This is a genomic window from Marinilactibacillus sp. Marseille-P9653 (assembly GCF_916618885.1).
Lineage (GTDB): Bacteria > Bacillota > Bacilli > Lactobacillales > Carnobacteriaceae_A > Marinilactibacillus.
The window spans coordinates 166,206-185,881 of the sequence record NZ_CAKAKH010000001.1 but is presented as its reverse complement, the minus strand read 5'-3'; the positions used below and the strand labels follow the sequence as shown (position 1 = coordinate 185,881).

The following is a 19,676-nucleotide window of genomic DNA, read 5'->3' as shown; positions in this document are numbered from 1 at the left end:
TAAATAGTCATCCAAAATAAACACTATTCTTTTAAAGTATCTTAGACCACAATTAAAATGCAACATTCTATATAATGTTGTATGCAAAAGAACCTAACCATACTTTTTTAATTTAATAACGATTCTATCAATTTGTATACACCAATACAAAATACACTTTCCTGTAGGAAAGTCAGTTAATGATTATGGCTCATTTCCGTATATTATAATCCGATGTCTACTCTAATGTTATTGATAAGTATTAAAAAAACCGTTTGAAAATTTTTCTCAAACGGTTTAGTTAAAAGTAAAGTCAAAGATACGGAAACCTTACCTTGTTTTTATTGTTTTTATTGTTTTTATTGTTTTTATTGTTCGCGTAATCCATTTTTCAGTTTCTACAACCAAGAAAACAATCAAGCCAATCAGGACTGGGTACAGCCAATATTGTCCCTCAATAGAGACCGTTCCTAAAACAGACTGCATAAAGGGTAAATAAGTTACACCAATTTGAATGGCAATTAATAAAGCTGAAACAATAAAGGCACTTCTATTAGCAAAGAACCCTTTACCAAAGGCAAATTCAATTTCTTTTCTACAGTTAAACAAGTAGAAAATCTGAGAAATAACAATAGATTGGAAAGTGATGGTATTGATGATTTCTTGATTATAACCACTATCAATCATGGTCGTGTTCATAAATAAAACACTCCCACCAACCAAGACAGAAACATAGAAAATTCTGAAAATATAATACGGACTCAAAATTCTAGTTTTCTTAGGTCTAGGTGGTTTATCCATTGTACTAGGGTCCAATTTCTCAAACGCTAAAGCAAGAGAAATGGTTACGGATGTCATCATATTGATCCACAAGATTTGAATAGGCGTAAGTGGCATTGATAAACCGAGCATAATAGCTGCAAAGGTCAAAAGTGCTTCTGCTCCGTTTGTTGGTAAAATAAACAAGATAGATTTCTTGAGATTATCATATACAAGTCGACCTTCTCTAACCGCTTCAAAAATTGTTTGAAAATTATCGTCAACTAGAATCATTTCAGAGGCATCTTTTGCAACTTCTGTGCCTTTTATACCCATTGCGACACCAATATCTGCTCGTTTCAAAGCAGGTGCATCATTTACACCATCACCTGTCATAGCGACTGTAAGATCATTAGCTTGTAAGGCTCTCACTAATGCAACTTTATTTTCAGGACTAGTCCGTGCATAAATATCATATTCTAAAACAGCTTTTTTTAGTTCTTCATCAGACAGGTCGTCGAGCTCATTACCCTCAAGAGCCTTTTTACCGTCCCCGATACCCATTTGTTTTCCAATTGCCATTGCAGTATCGCGGTGATCGCCAGTAATCATTTTGACTTTGATTCCTGCTTTTTGAGCGCTTTTAATGGCTTTAATTGCATCTTCTCTAGGAGGATCAATGATTCCAGCCAGACCAACCACTTCTAATCCTTCTACTAAATCATCGTGATCAATAGTTTCTTTATCGCTGCTGACTTTTTTATAAGCAACACCGATTACTCTCTCTCCCTCTTGGGCCCTTTCAGACATCTTGTTGTTCCAGAAATCGATAGAGTCTTGCTCTGCATTAGAGAAAGCAAGATCGAAGAGTCTATCTGGAGCACCTTTGACCCAGATCATTTTTTGATTATCTACTTCAACTAGCGCAGCCATATATTTGTATGACGAATCGAATGGTATTTTTTCAATAATATCATGACGGGGAATTTCTTCGGTAGCCTTTTCAGATAGGGTAATTAAACACCCTTCAGTAGGGTCTCCAGATACAATCCATTGCCCATCATCATCTTGACGGATATGTGAAGTGTTAACTGTCTTGACCATACTTAAAAATTGTTTTAGTAAGTCGTTTTGTGAAGGCAACACAACTTGTCCATCCTGTTTAATATCGCCTTCTGGTGCGTAACCAGTTCCGGTTACGTTAAAGGATTCATTTTCTAGATGAACGGTCGTAACTGTCATTTCGTTTTTAGTTAATGTTCCAGTTTTATCGGAAGCAATAACGGAAACAGCACCTAACGTTTCTACAGAGGGTAAACTTTTCACAATTGCGTTTTGATCAGCCATCGATCTTACGCCGATAGAAAGAATGATAGAAAGGATAGCGGGTAAGCCCTCAGGGATCGCACCCACTGCCATACCAATAACATAAAGGATCAATTCATAAGAATCATAGTTTCCAATGAAATAACCATAAGCGAAGGTTAAGAGCGAGATTACGAGGATTGCGATGGAAATCATTTTACCTAGACTATCTGTTTGTTTGAGTAAGGGTGTTTTTACTGATTCCACTTCGGAAATGGATGTATTGATTTTACCTAGTTCGGTACTTTGAGCTGTTTCAACAACGATACCAGTTGCATAACCTGAAGCAACTGCAGTTCCTGAAAAGACCATATTCAATCTATCTCCAAGAGTTGTTTCTTTTGGAAGGGATTCAGCTGATTTTTCAACCGAAGAGGATTCTCCAGTTAGTGCAGATTCTTCTACATTGAAGTTCGAGGTATAGTCTAATCTTATATCGGCTGGAACTTTGTCTCCTGCTTTCAAGATCACAATATCCCCAGGGGCTAATTCTTTCGCGTCAATATCGTAGCGTTGACCATCTCTTAGAACCGTTGCTTGGGATGAAAGTAAATTTCTAATGTTGTTCAGTTCTTTTTCTGCTCGGCTTTCTTGGAAATAACCGATGGTGGCATTTACGATTACTACAGCAATGATGACAACTGTATCTAATCGGTGATTTAATAGGAAGGTAATGATTGCTGCGAGAAAGAGGACGTAAATCAATATGTCGTTAAAATGACTTATAAATTTTTTCCATTCAGGAATCGTTTCTTTCTCAGGTAGTTCGTTTCGACCGTGGGTCTCTATTCGTGCTCTTGCTTCTTTTTCTGTTAACCCTGATTCTAAATCGGTTTCCAGCGTACTAACGACTTCCGATGACTCTAGGTGATACCACTTTCTATTTTCAGGCATTGCTCATCTCCCTTTCACATAATACAAACCATTTATAAATTGTTATATACTTTATTTAGATGGTATGTATTAATAGTATAACAAAAAAGATAGGTCATTGAAACCTGTTACAAAAAGTAAGTGTTTTTATTTAAGCTGGAAAGTATACTTTAAAAATTTTTTTATAAAGAAAAAAATTCTCGTCTACCAACTTATTAACGGCGTATCGTAAACCAATATTTTTATATATGATTTTAATATTTTTATTTATAGTTTTTTTCGCAAATTTCAAGTCTAAGTTAGTCACTTAGTTAAAAAAGATATTTGACCTTAATTGTTAGTAGGTTGTTGAAGGATATAGTCGTCATTTCTTTAGCACTAACGTGCTTAGACCATTTGGGGCAACAAGCGTAGAGCATTGGCAAAACAATCAAGAGGGGTTTTATAGCCAAGTATTTTCCGAGGATAGTCATTCATCCATTGTTGTATTCTCAAGCATTGAGTTTCACTAAAATGGCTGATAGCTTTACCTTTTGGAATAAATCGGCGGATAAATTTATTCTGGTTCTCGCTTGTGCCTCTTTCCCACGAAGCATACGGATGACTAAAATACACTTCAAGCGTCTCTTTCAGCGCTTCGTGAAGCCCTACAAACTCAGATCCATTATCCGAGGTGATGGTCTTAAATACTTTAGAAAATGTATCACCGGCTTTAAGCCGTAATTGTTGGATTGCCTGATCAACGGATTCTTTATCTTTACCTCTGAGCTTAAGGATGATTTCAAAGCGTGTTTGACGTTCAACTAACGTCAATAAAACCGAATCGGTTTTCACTTTATTTCCGACAACTGTATCGATTTCCCAGTGTCCAAAAGTCTGTCTATTATCAATTTCTGGAGGTCTTTGTTCAATAGATTGGCCTAAAATTCGTTTGTTTGTTCGTCCTCTATAAGAAGTGTCTTTTGGTTTTCGTGATAGTTTTTCAAGTAGATCTATATTCTTGGTTCTCATGATCCCTTTGTCAATCCATCCATAAAGAGTCGTCGTACAGGGAATAATAGAAGAATCAAACAAGTCATGTGTTTTAGCAAACCCAACGACTACATCTGGAGACCACTTTTCCCGTAACAGTTTATCATCTGCCCACTCAATAAACGCATCCGAATCAGCCCATTTTGGCCGACGGCCGCAGTTCAATTGAAGCCTATCATAAGCAGCTTGTCCGGCATTAGGATCGTAGTTAGTCGAATAGTAGTCATATAATTTACCGTTTTGCTTTTGACGTTTAAGTTGAGTAATGGTTCCACGATGAATCTCGCTATTAATCGTTTGTGGGACACGTCCCAGAGCTTTTGCAATCCCGCGATTTGAGTAGTTCTCGTTCTTTAAAATAGCGATTTGAGATCGTTCTGAATAAGATAAGTGTTTTCCCTTACGTGCTGTTGTGTTATTGTTAGAGTGCGTCATGTGAATTCATCCTGTCTATTGAGAGTTAGTGGTATAACTTCAATATAACATGAAATTCGCATGGCGTTTTTTTATGGGTTAGCCTAAGTGGCTAACTTCATTATAAAATCCAGCTTTTTTATAGTTTTAAATTAAAAACGAAAAAAACTTATAAAGTAGTTAACTGCTGTTTATGGTTATCCCATGAGCGGTGGAAGTAGAAAAATTTTGTACTACATTTATCCTAAAACATTACAAACTCAAGAAGCTTGGGCAGCGAAACAATAATATTCTATATAGCGTCATAAATACTAACCTAAGGAAATCCATTTAATAGAGCATAATCTATTAAATGGGTTTCCTTTTTTTAAAACTATTTTCAAAACGCAACATTCTACAAGATTGTTGCGTCCCAAACCTTGCTAGAACAGAGTATTTATTTTGTTTTTTTTCTAACGGAATAACTCATCAAAATGAAAAGCATTGTTGCATTATTATGAAGCTGAATACAAATACTTCTACCACAGAAAAATATCTATAAACTTCTTGGAGATAATATCTGAAATATGGATAAGTTATCTTTTCTCGTAAAAACTCCGCCAAATAAACCTTGAACGGGTTTCTTCAGCGGAATTTTGTTTTTATATGAAGTAGCTACTTAACTTACTGATCATGGTATTCTTTACAAGCTTTTTCGCATTCGCGACAAGCTGCTGCACACTCTTGGCAGTGTTGCATTTCATGATTTTCGCATTCTTCCGCACAGATACCGCAGGCTTTTGCACATGAGGCTACTAGGTCAATGAATATTTCGCTTTCTCTATGGGCAAAGTCTGCTACGATTCCGCACATATCTGCACATACGCGGTCTGTTCGGATACAGTTCGCCATCATATTTACATCGTCTTCTTTTAAACAGGCATCAAAACACTCGTTACACGCTTTTGCACATGCAGCTACTTTACTGACTAACGTTCCAACGGCTTGGCTCATTATACTTCACTCCTATTGTATTTTTATTTTCTATCTTTAGTCTACGCCCTGTTCAATCTCATGGCAAAAATAACGCTTAAGCATAAAAAAAGAAGCCATGCATCAAGTCCGCGGCTCCTTGCTTTAAATGAATCAATTTATTATATTTTCGCTACACTGCCTTGTTCCATGTAGACCATTAAGGTCGAAATATCTGATGGCTTGACACCACTGATTAGGCCTGCTTATGCGGATTCCCATGTTTAATATTGGTAGTTTACTGGTAGTCTATTTTTCTAAGACTCTTGGTCTATAATTTGGCTACCCCAAAAGAAAATCAATAAACGTAAATAAACCTAGTAAAAGGATAACATAAATAACAAAACGTCTAAATTTATCGACCTTGATTTTCGAATAGAAATAATTTCCTAATACAATAGCAATTACAACTGCTGGAATAGAAGCCAGATAGTACAATCCTACTTCTTTAGTCCAAAACCCACTCAAATAGTGGCTAAAAATAATTAGTATACTCGAGATCAAAAAATGAGCTTGTACATTTTCTTTAAATTGCTTGGGAGACCAGTCTTTCATTGTACTATAGAGTACAATAGGAATTCCATTCATATTATATGCACTTCCAAGCATACCCGAGGCGAAACCAAATGGAATAGTATAATTAAGGTGTTGATGATCATTACCTATCTGTATTTGTTTTTTACTCGAACTTAGTATTGAATAAATAGAATATACAATTAGTAAAGAGCCTAGTATCAAATTTATCCAACGCTTTTCTACAAAATGGACTAATAGCAGCCCAAAAGGAATACCCATAATTGTGGAGATAGCCAACCATTTTAAAATAATAATATCTAATTGTTTCCAGCTATTGAATAAAGAAAATAAGGCTACAGTAAATCCTACTAAACCGACCAAAGCTACCGCTGACGAAAAAGGAATCGGTAGTAATGCAAGCAGTGGCATACTGATGACAGAATCTCCAAATCCAAATGTCGCACGCATTAGAGATCCTAAAAATACTGATCCCACAACCAAAAAAATTAACTGTATTTCCATACGTCCTCCAAGTTATTCAAATTAATCTTTATAAACCAAAATAATATTTTCTAAAAATAGATTAAAGGTAACATATTTTAAATGAAAGATTCAAGATTGTTTAGCATCTTTAAAGTTTGTGCAAAATAAAAAGTTGCAGAAAACTGCAACTTTTTTTACCAATCTCTATAAAATTGATTATACTTTCGCTACACTGCCTTGTTCCACGTAGACCATTAAAATTGAAATATCTGATGGATTCACGCCACTGATTCGGCTTGCTTGTGCGATTGTTTCTGGTTGGATTTTTGTTAATTTTTCGATAGCTTCCGTTGCGATTCCATTGATCGAGCTATAATCGATGCCTTCTGGAATTCGTTTGTTTTCCATCCGTTTCACTTTATCCGCTTTGCGGAATGCTTTCTCAATATAGCCTTCATACTTGATGAAGATTTCAACTTGTTCCATCACTTCTTTAGATAAAGGTTCTTCTGTTGGCGCAAATTGAATGATATCTGAATACTTGACATAAGGACGACGAATGAAGTCATAAACCAAAATACCATCTTTTAATTGTGGCTCACCTTTTTCTTCAAGATAAGCAGCAACATCTGTCGGTTTCAGGCGAACTTTTTTCAGACGAGCCAGTTCTTGTTCTACTTGCGCTTTTTTGTCTAGGAATAACTGATACCTTTCTTCTGAAAGGAGTCCTAGTTCACGACCAATTTTACTTAATCTGAAATCTGCATTGTCGTGACGCAATAGTAGACGGTATTCTGCACGTGAAGTTAGTAAACGATAAGGTTCATTCGTTCCTTTTGTAACTAAGTCATCGATCATAACGCCGATATAGCCTTCGTTACGTTTCATTACGAATGGTTCTTCTCCTTGAACAAGACGCGCTGCATTGATTCCAGCCATTAGACCTTGTCCGCCCGCTTCTTCGTAACCAGAAGTTCCGTTCATCTGACCGGCAGTAAATAATCCACTGATCATTTTTGTCTCAAGTGAAGGACGTAATTGGTATGGTTTAACCACATCGTACTCGATAGCATAACCTGTACGCATCATTTTCGCATTTTCTAGACCTTCTACTGAATGTAAAACAGCTAGTTGAACATCTTCAGGAAGTGAAGATGATAAGCCTTGTACATAAACTTCATCTGTTGTTTCACCTTCTGGTTCTAAAAACAATTGGTGACGCGGTTTGTCAGAGAAGCGCACAACTTTGTCCTCGATCGAAGGGCAATAACGAGCGCCAACACCTTCAACGATTCCTGTAAACATCGGTGCACGGTGCAGATTTTCACGAATGATATCGTGAGAAGTTGTACTTGTATACGTTAACCAACAAGACGTTTGGTTTTGCAGATATTTTTCATCTGGCGTTTCAAAACTAAAGTGATGAGGCTCTAAATCTCCTGGTTGTTCTTCTGTTACAGAATAGTCGATAGAATCTTTGTGAATTCTTGGTGGTGTTCCTGTTTTGAAACGGTCCAAGTCAAAGCCAAGTTCTAGTAGATTCTCAGATAATTTGATGGAAGGTTGGGTGTTATTCGGACCAGAAGAATATTTCAATTCCCCGATCACAATTTCTCCACGAGAAGACGTACCCGCTGTTAAAACAACGGCTTGAGCACGGTAAATCGCACCTGTATTTGTAATAACGCCTTGAATGACATTGTCTTCAACGACCAATTCATCAACGATTCCTTGTTTCATATCCAAGTTTTCGGTTCTTTCAATCGTACGTTTCATTTCAATGGAATACAGATGTTTATCTGCTTGCGCGCGTAAAGCACGTACAGCAGGTCCTTTAGCCGTATTGAGCATACGCATTTGAATATAAGTCTTGTCGATATTGCGCCCCATTTCGCCACCTAGAGCATCCATTTCACGTACGACGATCCCTTTAGCAGGTCCGCCAATCGATGGGTTACATGGCATATGAGCAACCATATCCAAGTTGATCGTAATCAGTAAAGTCTTTGAACCCATTCTTGCGGCTGCAAGTGCTGCTTCTGATCCAGCATGACCAGCACCGACAACGATAACATCGTATCTTCCAGCTTCATAAGTTTGCATCGAGTTGTTCCTTTCTAATATAAAGTCCGTTTATAAGGTTAATGGTTTATTTTCCTAAGCAGAATTGACTGAATAGTTGCGTGATCAATTCATCTTGTACACTATCTCCAGTGATTTCACCTAATAAGTCCCAGGCTCTAGTCATATCAATCTGCACTAAATCGACTGGCATACCCGTTTCAATACCTTCTATGACGTCATTGAAAGCATCAACTGTCTCATTCAACAAGGCAATATGGCGTACATTTGATACATAGGTCGCATCACGCTCGCCTGTTTTTCCTGAAAAGAATAAGTCAGCGATTTTTGCTTCCAGATCGTTCATACCAGCGCGTGTCACAATAGAGGTTTGGATAATACTTGCTGGATCAACAAGCTGCTTCAACTCGTCCATATCCAACTTTGTTTCAAGATCCATTTTATTTAAAATCACGATTCTATGGTGTTCTTCTGTTGCTTCGATCAGTAATTTGTCTTCTGGTGTCAACGCTTCGTTCTGATTGAATACTAGTAAGACTAAGTCTGCTTCTTTTAAAGCTTTACGACTACGTTCAACACCGATTCGTTCGACGATATCTTCCGTTTCACGAATACCTGCTGTATCAATGAGTCTAAGCGGTACCCCTTTAACACTGACATATTCTTCCACAACGTCACGCGTTGTTCCGGCAATTTCTGTCACGATTGCTTTATCTTCTTTGATCAAGACATTCAGCAAACTGGACTTCCCAACATTCGGTCGACCAATAATTGCCGTTGCGAGTCCTTCACGCAAGATTTTCCCTTGGCTTGCTGTATCGAGTAAAGATTCTACTTGTGCTTTTACTTTTTCTGCTTTTTCGACGAGTAGTTTCGCTGTCATTTCTTCTACATCATCGTACTCTGGATAGTCAATATTCACTTCTACCTGAGCTAGCGTGCTCAAGATATCCTGACGTAGGTTTCTGATCAAGCGTGAGAGATCTCCATCAAGCTGTGTGACCGCCATATGCATCGCTCTGTCCGTTTTCGCACGAATCACGTCCATTACCGCTTCTGCTTGAGATAAATCGATTCTACCGTTCAAGAAAGCCCGTTTTGTGAATTCACCAGGTTCCGCTAGACGTGCGCCATTATGCAAAACCGTCTGCAATACGCGGTTAACGGCTAGTACACCACCGTGCGTATTGATCTCAATCACATCTTCACGCGTATAGGTCTTTGGTGCTTTCATCACAGAGACCATGACTTCATCGATCTGTTCTTCAGTTTTCGGATTCACGATATGACCATAATGAATCGTATGCGTTGGTTGATTTTTTAAAGTTTTCTTTCCTAATTGGTAGACACGGTCTGCGATTTCCAGCGCTTCGTCTCCACTGATTCGAACAATCCCAATACCGCCTTCACCAGGAGGGGTAGAAATTGCTGCAATAGTATCAAATTCGATTGCCATTTTAAGGTATTCCTCCTATTTTTCTTCACAAAAAAAGTGCCTGGTCCACCCCAATAATGCCTAATTAAATAGACCTGAGGTGGAAAAGCACTTTCACTACTTTACCACTATTTAACTTGCTCATATTCTGTCTTGCTCAACACTGTAAATGATATAAGGAATGAATAAAAAAGTCAACCACTTAACTTATTTTTTATTAGTAAATTGTGAACAGAAATTTTCAAAATGTTCACCGATTTCTCGCTTAAACCAGCTCTTCTTCTACATCTTTCATCGCAGTACGGTTAACACGTTCTTGTGTGACTTTTTGTTCCACGAAATCGAGTAACTTTTTATTTAAGGCCCTATCTGCATAGGTTGGTGCTTGATCCAATGATTTTTCAGCTTTCTCAAGCCAGTTTTCTGCTTGATTCAGATCTTTGTCGATCCAGAAAGCCATTGCTGCTTTGATTCTATAGGTTTCCAGCTGATTTGTTTTTAGATATTGTTGGAATAATGGATCTTCTTTGATTTCATCTTGAATCATTGTATCTTCCGTTTCCATTGTAAGGTGGCAGAATAAATAATCTCTTGAGATCTCCATCTGATAAGGTTTGACCATTTGCAATCGTTGATTCCATAACGGTTCGATTAATTCCAATGCATGTCCAAAATTCTCTGCTTCTAATTCTCGATTGATCTGAACGAGTACTGTATAAGCATTGAATTGTTCTGTCATGGGTTCGTTAGGATTTTCAATCAATTCATGATCTTTGATCTCTCCATACATTTTTCCATTGATAAAGTCTCCACTGAGTCTTAACTGCTGAAAGAGTTGAGGTCGCTTATTAGGATCCATCTTTAGTCGTTTCAAGGTATTTCCATCTGTAATACTAAAAGGAATCAAGTTTAGGATACCAGTGAATAGCCCCGTCAAAATAAAGCTATAAAGATATACAGATCGAAACCCTATTAAAACAAAGACTAACCCGATGGCAGCCGTAATAAAATTGGCCAAAGCTCCTCCAAACAAGTAAAGGCGGTACGGTGGATTGTCGTCTCGTTCTGCTGGAATCATTAAACATTGTCCACCCGTTCCAGCTATCGAAAATTTTGCTATTCTGTATTGATGTTGCTCTTTTACGAGGGCCCAGTTTGCGATTCTGAAGAATGAAAATTGATATCCTGAAACTTTACCCGCAATCAAGTGACCCATTTCATGAATGATAATATGAAGGAAACCGAAAACTGCGATACTGATTAAAATAAGCCCTGCTCGAATCAGTAACCATCCTATGTCTAAGTCTGTCATGGTTGCATGATACCCAATCCAGAAACCGATAACAGCAAAAATTGCGATATATAATGTAATTAAAACCTTTTTCACTTGAACACCTCTCAACTAAACCGTATTTTCTCAATTATAGATCAAAGTTCTACTATACACTACGATTTATTTTTTTACTAAAAAAGTGATGATTTATGGTAGAATCCTATAGAGAATGAATAAAGGAATGGATCACTTGAGTAAATTTCATGAAATATTCGTCGATATTGAATCCGCAATTTTAAACCAAACGTATAAATCTGGAGATCTACTCCCGAGCGAAAATGATTTGACAAAACAATACAATGTTTCGCGTGAAACAATCAGAAAAGCCTTAACGCTGTTACTAGAAAGTGGCTATATTCAAAAGAAGCAGGGAAAAGGTTCTATCGTTTTGGACGTTAAACGGTTTGATTTTCCGATCTCTGGCTTAACCAGTTATCAAGAACTTCAAAACGCTCAAAATATTTCTAGCCAGACCCTACTAATCGAAAACAAGATCACTAAAATTCCTAAGCACATTGCTGAGTTTTTAAAAGTTCCTGAAAGTACGGAAGTCCATACGGTGATTCGTGCTCGAAAAGTTAATCAGGAAGTTGTGATACTAGACAAAGACTATTTACTGACTTCGATTATAGAAGAACTACCAGATGAAGAAGCAGAAAATTCTCTTTACCATTATATCGAACACAAATTAGGCCTGAAAATCGGATACGCTAGAAAAGAATTCACCGTTGAACCGGTTACCGATGAAGACCGATCCATCATGTCTCTTCATGATGACCATCATATTGTGGTAACCAGAAGCGATGTTCATCTCGAAGACACGAGACTGTTTCAATACACAGAGTCTCGTCATAGACTGGATAAATTTCGCTTTGTCGATTTTGCTAGAAGACGCGGACCACAAACTTACTAAAACACAAAAAGAGTGACTCGATGCCTATTAGGGCAGCAAGTCACTCTTTTTTAACGATCCATTAGTGAGTGGTTCCACCAATCGCTTTTAAATCTTCTTTTCCATCAAAAGCAACGATGGCTTCGATGGCTTTTGTAATACCCGAAGCGATATCTTCAAGATTCATGGCTGGTTTACCGGGTTTATCCAACACTTGTGAAGGAATAAATGGCACGTGCATAAATCCTGCTTTAATTTCTGGATATTTTTTATCGATCATATATTGTACTTGATACATAATATGGTTACATACGAATGTTCCTGCAGAGTTAGAAACGGATGCCGGAACACCTGCTTTTTTCATCTCTGTCACCATTGCTTTAACGGGTAATTGAGTAAAATAAGCAGCTTCTCCATCTTCTTTGATGGCTACGTCAATTGGCTGATTCTCTTCATTATCAGGAATTCTAGCATCATCTACATTGATGGCTACACGTTCAGGAGTCAATTCAAATCGTCCCCCAGCTTGACCAATGTTCAGGACATAGTCAGGTTTGAACGCTTCAATGGCCTCATCTGTTACTTCTGCACTTTTTCCAAATACAGTAGGAATCATAACTTTTTTAATTTCTGCTCCATTAATGGTATCAGGGATTTTCTTTACTGCTTCCCATGCCGGATTTAAATTTTCTCCGCCGAATGGATCAAATCCTGTAACTAAAATTTTCATATTCATCGCTACCCTTCTTTTATCATTATATCAGAAATACTCGATTCAATAGAAGTTCTCTGTCTTAAAACGCCCAGAAGTACATTAAAATGACATGGAACACAATCATAATTAAAGCCATAGGAATCTGTTCTTTGATGACGCCATTTTCATTTTTCATTTCAAGTAAGGCTACTGGCAAAGCATTAAAGTTTGCTGCCATTGGTGTCATAAGCGTTCCACAAAATCCGACCGTCATCGCTAAAGCTCCAGCTACTGCTGGATCTCCACCTTGTGAGATTACAAAAGGAATACCAATTCCTGCTGTGATGACCGTAAAGGCTGCGAAGGCATTCCCCATAATCATGGTAAAGATAACCATTCCAGTTGAGTAAGCAATAACGCCGACCAAAGGATTTCCTTGTGGTAAGAAACTAGAAATTCCGTTGGCAATCACGTCGCCGACTCCAGCTTGAGTAAAGATCACACCTAATGCAGCTAATAACTGCGGTAAGAAGCCGACTGGACCAACTTGCTGAACCATTCTGTTTCCATCTTCTAATGCACTGTTAGGAGAAGATTTCGTAATGATCATTGCTACGATCAAAGAAGTCACCGCTCCAATACCAATTCCCGCTTGTCCCCCAAGTGGTGTAAACTGAGCCACTCCAACAGCGACTACAGCCAGTACAACTACAGGAAGAAAAACCCAATTCCCAAGTTTTTTACTAGATGCTTGTGCTTCTTCTTCTGTTACTTGTTTTATATGTCCAATTTTCACTTGTTTTAGTAGTGTCAATACACCAACAATCAGTAAAATCGCTCCAGTGATTTCAAAAGGAATATAATTCCCCAAAGCGAATGTAATCCCAAGCAGTAACCAGAACAATGCAGTTCCAATTTTAGCTGGGTGCGTTTTGTCTGTTGCGACTTTAAAAGCTACATAGGCAAGCAATAAACCAACAAGAATGAAAAAGAACTCCAATAAATTATTTACAAATGCTTCCATTATGATTTACCTGCCTTTTTCTCTTGATTTGCTTGATTGTATTTGCGGTTCATTTTACGGTCAAATAGAATATTAGATACCACGACTATTACAAGTGCAAAAAGCGCTACTGGGATAGTCGCAATAACAATATCTATAGGAGAAATCACGTATCCTAAAGAGTCCATCGTACTGGTAATCAACAAGACACCCGAAGCTGCAATAAACGTATTCTGCGCAAAGAAGTTCCCAAAATTCTCTGTAGCTGCGGAACGCGCTTTGATTTTTTCTGTATCTTCTTCACTGATTTCCCCATATTTTGTCTTAGCGGCTGCTTGAGACATTGGTTCGATCAATGGACGAACGAATTGTGTTTGTCCTTGCATCCGAATAGAAAATGTACCCGCTAGTTCTCTGAAGACCATGTAGATTGAGAAGAGTTTTCCCGCTGTGATTCCATTGATGTTCTCAAGAATTCTAACAGCTTGCTGACGCAATCCCGCTCTTTCTGCGATCCCAATCATCGGTAGCGTTAGTAAGAATAACGTCACTAATCGATTATTAACAAAAGCTTCCCCCATAATAAAAAGAAACTCGAAAAATGAAATGCCTGATACTAGTGCTGTAACAAGTGCTGCAATCAAAACAACTGCAATCGTGTCGAATTTAAAAATGAACCCAACAACGATAATTAAAATACCAACTAACCGTATAATTTCCATACCTATCCTTCTCCCAACTAATTATATAAATGCCTCAATTTTTAAAATCATAGCACCTAAAAACAAACGAGTCAAAATTTGAGAGCGTTAAAAATACAACTAGCGTTTTCTCATTGTTAAGATACTTTCTACCTATAAAAAAGCAATCTATGATAGTAAAGGCACTTACTGTCATAGACTGCTTCAAGTTATCATTCAATTAATTTAATAAAAAAGCGATGGTTTCGTACGGTTGCATCACTAATGTTGATTCTAACGGTCTCTCTTCTTTATTTCCCAATACATATTGTGCATCCATTTCTAATAAAGGACGAGGTATATCGATTATCGCTTCATCTGCATAAAAGTGATTCAACACAAGTAGTTTTTGATTTTCATACGTTCTAACGTAAGCAAAAACACTTTGATGACCCAGTTCAACGGGTTCATAAGAACCTTCTTGAATGATTTTGTGTTCTTTACGTAATTGGATCAATTGTTTATAGTAAGCGCGAATGTTCTTGCTGACGCCTTCGCTCTCTGCATTACGTTCTTTGTAATTCTCAGGAATCTTCAACCATGGTTTTCCTTCTGTAAAACCAGCGTTTTCAGAAGCATTCCACTGCATCGGTGTTCGTGCATTGTCTCTAGATTTAAACTGGATGATATCCATAATTTGATCTTCTGGCAGTCCATCTTCTTTTAATTTCTGATACGCATTATGTGTTTCTATATCTAAATAGTCATCAATATGCTTATAATTCGGGTTCGTCATTCCAATTTCTTCACCTTGATAGATAAATGGCGTCCCTCTTAGGAAATGGATGGTCTGAGCCAACATCGTCGCTGTTTCGAAAGGATACTTCTCGACATCTCCAAACCGACTATTCGCCCGTGGCTGATCATGATTGTTCCAGAAGACTGCATTCCAGCCTCCGCCTTCATCCATTCCTCTCTGCCATTCATCCAACAGTTTTTTTAATTCTAGGAAATCAAACGGTTGCGTTGTCCATTTTTCGCCATCTTTATAATCCACTTTCAAGTGGTGAAAGCTAAAGATCATCGACAATTCGTCCCGTTCAGGATTAGAATACTGTACGCCATTTGCTACAGTTGTTGAGCTCATTTCTCCAACTGTAATCACGTCTTCATACTTGCCGTATGTTTCTCTATTCAATTCGTGAATATACTCGTGGACGATGGGTGTATCTGTGTAATGAGATTTTCCAACACCATCATCTGCATCTTTTAATTCTTCGTCTTTTCCAATCACATTCAGAACGTCAAAGCGAAGTCCTTTCACACCTTTTTCCAACCAGAAGTTGACGGCATTGTAAAGTTCCTGACGAACTTCTGGGTTTCGCCAATCTAAATCTGCTTGGGTTTTATCGTATAGATGTAAGTAATACTGATCTGTATCTCCAAATTTAGACCACGCCTCTCCGCCAAATTTAGATTCCCAGTTTGTTGGAAGACTACCGTCCGCTTTTCCTTCTCTTAGAATATAATAGTCTTGGTATTTCTTTTCTCCCTTTAAAGCTTTTTGAAACCACTCGTGTGCTGTAGACGTATGATTCAATACCATGTCTAACATTAGGGAAATACCTCGTTTTTTGGCTTCTTCTACAAGTGTATCGAAATCTTCAAAAGTGCCGAACATCGGATCAATAGATGTATAATCTGCTACGTCATAACCATTGTCGTTTTGAGGTGACTTGTAAAAAGGATTCAGCCACAACATATCTACACCTAAATCTTCTAGATAAGGTAGCTTTTCAATAAGGCCTTTCAAATCACCCATTCCGCTTCCATCCGTATCTTTAAAGGATTTTGGATAGGCCTGATAAATTACTTTGTCGTGAAAATGTGTCATCGAATTCTTCCCTTCTCTATTTATAGAAAAAGGACCGATTCTTAAGTACCGGATATTCGTCTAAATAAATGCTCTAGACAGCTTCGGTCTTATAGAACCAATCCTTTTCTAACGATTAATGATTCTTTCTTTAGAATTTAAACTTACCACTGTTAGGTGGCGATTACGAATCTTTTGCTCGATTATTGACCTAACTTAGGAATTGGTAAGTTTGTATTTTCCCATTTAGTCAAGATGCCTCTTTTTTCAAAGAAAATTGTTAAGATAATGGGAACTACAAATGCAACGGCCATCGCAATCAAGAATCCTACCATAGAATCTGGCTGAATACTCAAGAATCCTGGAAGTCCTCCAACTCCAATAGAATTCGCTGTTACATTCATCGCTACAGAAATCATACCCGCAAAGGCTGAACCAATCATTCCTGCCACAAATGGATAAACAAATTTAATATTGATACCAAATAGTGCCGGTTCCGTTACCCCTAGATAAGCGGAAATAGCAGCTGGAATAGATACCTGCTCTTCTTTTTTGTTACCCCAGTGCATAATGATCATACCTAGAACGGCAGATCCTTGAGCGATATTTGATAATGCAATCATCGGCCACAAGTTTGTTCCACCGTAGTCTGCAACTAATTGTAAATCGATTGCGTTAGACATATGGTGTAGACCTGTAATAACTAGTGGTGCATACAAGCCACCAAAGACGAATCCAAAGATCCAACTAAAGGTTCCTGAAAGTCCCCAGTTTACTACTTGAGAAAGACCTGTTCCGAGTGTCCAACCAATCGGTCCAATAACAGCGTGTGCAATAAAAATTGTCGGAAGTAATGCAAACAGTGGAACGAAAATCATAGAGATGGCTTCTGGAATAAACTTACGTAACCATTTTTCAAGGTATGCTAGCAAGAACCCAGCCATCATCGCTGGAATAACTTGTGCTTGGTATCCGATTTTATCTAACTGGAAGAAACCAAAGTCCCATTGTGAAATGTCTCCAGCAAGGATATCTTCTACCCCGTATGCATTCGCTAATTGTGGAGAGACTAATGTAAGACCTAAAACGATACCTAATATTTGAGTGGTGCCCATTTTTCTTGTAACACTCCACGTAATCCCTACAGGTAGGAAATGGAAAATCGCTTCACCAGGAAGCCACAAGAAGTCGTTAACGCCTGCCCAGAATTGAGAAACATCGACGATCTTATTGAAAACGGGAGCACCAGCATCGGTTACTTGGGGTACGCCATCTACGATTAATCGTCCTAAAGACTCAAATTCTATTCCTTCTAATACATTACGAAATCCTAATATTAAACCACCAATAATAATTGCGGGAATAAGTGGCGTAAAAATTTCAGCTAAAGCACCCATGAGTCTTTGTAGCCAGTTCATGTTTTGTGTGCTTGCTTTTTTTACATCATCTTTAGAAACACCTTCAAGACCGGAAACATCTGAAAATTCATTATAAAAATCTGCTACTCTGTTACCAATAATGACTTGAAACTGTCCAGCTTGAGTGAACGTTCCTTTTACTGATGGAATCTCTTCTATCCTCTTGACGTCTGCACCAGATGGATCGTCTAGAACAAATCGCATTCGGGTCGCACAATGCGTTACAGCGTTAACATTTTCTTTCCCGCCAATAGCATCCAGCAACTCTTTAGCATCATTCTTAAAGTCTGCCATGTTGTTTCCTCCTAAATATGGTTTTAACTTGTATATACAAGTTGTCTGTTAACGTTACTATACTCCAAAAACTTTTTGGATGCAACCGTTTTTATATTTTATCTCCCCTCTCTTACGTGTCGGTGTGTTCTGTCTATTCTCTCCTTGTTCTCTTCAGGACAATTTTATCATTTCGATTTCGATTTCGGTTAATAAAAAGCCCTTCAAGCGACTGTATGAATACTCAGTACTTGAAGGACGATCTATTTAATTTTATAAATGAAGCAACTTTCTTAAATCACCGACTAAATAAAGGGATCCAAATACAACGATAATTTCTTCTTTTTCGGCTTCCTTTTCGATGTATTGCTGGATATCTTCCACTGATTTTACAAATCTTGCAGATTGTCCTCTATTATTCAGTACAGTAGCGACTTCTTCTGCATCAAATCCTCTCCAGGGATCTGGTGACACCGTTAAAAATCGTCTCGCTATATCTGAGACAACTTCGATCATATCTATATAGGCTTTATCTTTCATCATACCTACTATAAATGTAACTTTTTGATCAGGAAATAAACTTCGGATGTTCTGACTCAATAGCGCGACACCTTGTTCATTATGTGCACCATCTACTAAAACGAGTGGTTCTTCCCGTAACACTTCCATCCTGCCAGCCCAGAATGCTTTTTCCAGTCCTTTTCTAATGGCTTCATCTGTAATCATTTCATACGTTGCTTTTAAATGTAAGGCTGTCTCTATGGCTAGCGTAGCATTTGAAAGTTGGTGGACACCCACCATCTTGATTTTCAGATTCTTGTACTGCTTGTAGTTGAATTCCTGTCCTTTGACAGACGCAGATAACTGTTCAATATCAGACTGGTTCAATACCTTAAGCTCTGCTTGTTTTTCCTGTGCATGTTCTTCAAAAACCATTTGCAACTCGTTTCCACAATCATAAACAACTACAGAACCGTTCCTTTTAATGATTCCAGCTTTTTCCTGAGCGATTTCTTTTAAAGTATGTCCGAGCATATTCATATGATCTAGGCCAATCGATGTAATGACCGCCACTTCAGGTGTTTCAATAATATTCGTTGAATCTAGTCTTCCGCCAATTCCCGTTTCCAGCACAACTAGATCGCAATTTTGACGACTAAAATAAACAAACGCAACAGCTGTCAGTATTTCAAATGAATACAGTTTTTCAGACAATTCTGCTTCAACTTCTTCTACATAAGCTGCTACTTTTTCAGTACAGTCAATAAAGTCCTGATCGGAAATGAATGTCTGATCCACTTGAATGCGTTCGTTTACGACTTCAAGATGTGGAGACGTAAAGAGCCCTACCTGCATACCGGCTTCTCTTAGAATCGAAGAAATAAAAGAAGCTGTAGTCCCTTTGCCATTTGTTCCTGCTATATGAACAAATTTTATCTGATTTTGCGGATTACCTAGTTTTTGCATCAAGCTCGCCATGCGGTCTAGATTTTCTTTTTTTCCATTTCCGCGATTTGTATTTACAAGTGCTGTAACTTCTTCCATATTCATAAACCACGCC

At 37.9% G+C, this 19,676-nt stretch carries 14 protein-coding genes; 1 reads left to right on the top strand and 13 read right to left on the bottom strand.

Annotation, left to right across the window (positions count from 1 at the left end; translation table 11 throughout):
• Positions 1 to 309 precede the first annotated feature (309 nt).
• From LG377_RS00965 to LG377_RS00935, 7 genes are all read right to left on the bottom strand, one after another.
• A complete protein-coding gene (locus LG377_RS00965) occupies positions 310 to 2,997 on the bottom strand; it encodes a cation-transporting P-type ATPase (RefSeq protein WP_225742865.1) in 2,688 nt (895 codons plus the stop codon).
• A gap of 366 nt (positions 2,998 to 3,363) precedes the next feature.
• Entirely contained in the window at positions 3,364 to 4,443 is a 1,080-nt protein-coding gene (locus LG377_RS00960) for an IS30 family transposase (RefSeq protein ID WP_225742864.1), read from the bottom strand.
• Between the two features lie 642 nt (positions 4,444 to 5,085).
• Positions 5,086 to 5,415: a four-helix bundle copper-binding protein gene (locus LG377_RS00955; RefSeq protein WP_225742863.1), complete on the bottom strand. Its 330-nt coding sequence runs from the start codon at positions 5,413 to 5,415 to the stop codon at positions 5,086 to 5,088.
• A 300-nt stretch (positions 5,416 to 5,715) separates the two neighbouring features.
• Entirely contained in the window at positions 5,716 to 6,471 is a 756-nt protein-coding gene (locus tag LG377_RS00950; RefSeq protein WP_225742862.1) for a sulfite exporter TauE/SafE family protein, read from the bottom strand.
• Between the two features lie 177 nt (positions 6,472 to 6,648).
• Positions 6,649 to 8,535, bottom strand: coding sequence for a tRNA uridine-5-carboxymethylaminomethyl(34) synthesis enzyme MnmG (gene mnmG, locus LG377_RS00945; RefSeq protein ID WP_225742861.1), 1,887 nt, complete (start codon positions 8,533 to 8,535; stop codon positions 6,649 to 6,651).
• A 46-nt stretch (positions 8,536 to 8,581) separates the two neighbouring features.
• A complete protein-coding gene (mnmE, locus tag LG377_RS00940; RefSeq protein ID WP_225742860.1) occupies positions 8,582 to 9,970 on the bottom strand; it encodes a tRNA uridine-5-carboxymethylaminomethyl(34) synthesis GTPase MnmE in 1,389 nt (462 codons plus the stop codon).
• Positions 9,971 to 10,214: 244 nt separating this feature from the next.
• The gene (locus tag LG377_RS00935) at positions 10,215 to 11,336 is read right to left on the bottom strand and encodes a site-2 protease family protein (protein ID WP_225742859.1); all 1,122 of its coding nucleotides are present in this window, start codon (positions 11,334 to 11,336) and stop codon (positions 10,215 to 10,217) included.
• A 136-nt stretch (positions 11,337 to 11,472) separates the two neighbouring features.
• Between LG377_RS00935 and treR the strand changes: the two genes are divergently transcribed.
• Positions 11,473 to 12,195 carry a trehalose operon repressor gene (gene treR, locus LG377_RS00930; RefSeq protein ID WP_225742858.1) on the top strand — a complete coding sequence of 241 codons (723 nt, stop codon included), beginning with the start codon at positions 11,473 to 11,475 and terminating at the stop codon, positions 12,193 to 12,195.
• 61 nt (positions 12,196 to 12,256) lie between these two features.
• Here the strand turns inward: treR and pcp are convergent, their stop codons facing one another.
• From pcp to LG377_RS00900, 6 genes are all read right to left on the bottom strand, one after another.
• Positions 12,257 to 12,904, bottom strand: a complete 648-nt coding sequence (gene pcp, locus LG377_RS00925; RefSeq protein ID WP_225744606.1) for a pyroglutamyl-peptidase I — start codon at positions 12,902 to 12,904, stop codon at positions 12,257 to 12,259.
• A gap of 64 nt (positions 12,905 to 12,968) precedes the next feature.
• Positions 12,969 to 13,892, bottom strand: coding sequence for a DUF979 domain-containing protein (locus LG377_RS00920; protein ID WP_225742857.1), 924 nt, complete (start codon positions 13,890 to 13,892; stop codon positions 12,969 to 12,971).
• Positions 13,892 to 14,593 carry a DUF969 domain-containing protein gene (locus tag LG377_RS00915; protein ID WP_225742856.1) on the bottom strand — a complete coding sequence of 234 codons (702 nt, stop codon included), beginning with the start codon at positions 14,591 to 14,593 and terminating at the stop codon, positions 13,892 to 13,894. The genes LG377_RS00920 and LG377_RS00915 overlap by 1 nt, the downstream gene beginning before the upstream one ends.
• A gap of 199 nt (positions 14,594 to 14,792) precedes the next feature.
• The gene (treC, locus tag LG377_RS00910) at positions 14,793 to 16,445 is read right to left on the bottom strand and encodes an alpha,alpha-phosphotrehalase (RefSeq protein WP_225742855.1); all 1,653 of its coding nucleotides are present in this window, start codon (positions 16,443 to 16,445) and stop codon (positions 14,793 to 14,795) included.
• 182 nt (positions 16,446 to 16,627) lie between these two features.
• Positions 16,628 to 18,136 carry a PTS system trehalose-specific EIIBC component gene (gene treP / locus LG377_RS00905; RefSeq protein ID WP_225742854.1) on the bottom strand — a complete coding sequence of 503 codons (1,509 nt, stop codon included), beginning with the start codon at positions 18,134 to 18,136 and terminating at the stop codon, positions 16,628 to 16,630.
• Between the two features lie 252 nt (positions 18,137 to 18,388).
• The gene (locus LG377_RS00900) at positions 18,389 to 19,666 is read right to left on the bottom strand and encodes a folylpolyglutamate synthase/dihydrofolate synthase family protein (protein WP_225742853.1); all 1,278 of its coding nucleotides are present in this window, start codon (positions 19,664 to 19,666) and stop codon (positions 18,389 to 18,391) included.
• Between the last annotated feature and the right edge of the window lie 10 nt (positions 19,667 to 19,676).

What these genes read in the sequence shown, in the direction of transcription:
- LG377_RS00920 (WP_225742857.1), bottom strand. Translation starts at nt 13,892, where the DNA reads ATGGAAGCATTTGTAAATAATTTATTGGAGTTCTTTTTCATTCTTGTT.
- LG377_RS00915 (WP_225742856.1), bottom strand. Translation starts at nt 14,593, where the DNA reads ATGGAAATTATACGGTTAGTTGGTATTTTAATTATCGTTGTTGGGTTC.
- LG377_RS00950 (WP_225742862.1), bottom strand. Translation starts at nt 6,471, where the DNA reads ATGGAAATACAGTTAATTTTTTTGGTTGTGGGATCAGTATTTTTAGGA.
- LG377_RS00955 (WP_225742863.1), bottom strand. Translation starts at nt 5,415, where the DNA reads ATGAGCCAAGCCGTTGGAACGTTAGTCAGTAAAGTAGCTGCATGTGCA.
- LG377_RS00900 (WP_225742853.1), bottom strand. Translation starts at nt 19,666, where the DNA reads ATGAATATGGAAGAAGTTACAGCACTTGTAAATACAAATCGCGGAAAT.
- treC (WP_225742855.1), bottom strand. Translation starts at nt 16,445, where the DNA reads ATGACACATTTTCACGACAAAGTAATTTATCAGGCCTATCCAAAATCC.
- mnmG (WP_225742861.1), bottom strand. Translation starts at nt 8,535, where the DNA reads ATGCAAACTTATGAAGCTGGAAGATACGATGTTATCGTTGTCGGTGCT.
- mnmE (WP_225742860.1), bottom strand. Translation starts at nt 9,970, where the DNA reads ATGGCAATCGAATTTGATACTATTGCAGCAATTTCTACCCCTCCTGGT.
- pcp (WP_225744606.1), bottom strand. Translation starts at nt 12,904, where the DNA reads ATGAAAATTTTAGTTACAGGATTTGATCCATTCGGCGGAGAAAATTTA.
- LG377_RS00960 (WP_225742864.1), bottom strand. Translation starts at nt 4,443, where the DNA reads ATGACGCACTCTAACAATAACACAACAGCACGTAAGGGAAAACACTTA.
- treP (WP_225742854.1), bottom strand. Translation starts at nt 18,136, where the DNA reads ATGGCAGACTTTAAGAATGATGCTAAAGAGTTGCTGGATGCTATTGGC.
- LG377_RS00965 (WP_225742865.1), bottom strand. Translation starts at nt 2,997, where the DNA reads ATGCCTGAAAATAGAAAGTGGTATCACCTAGAGTCATCGGAAGTCGTT.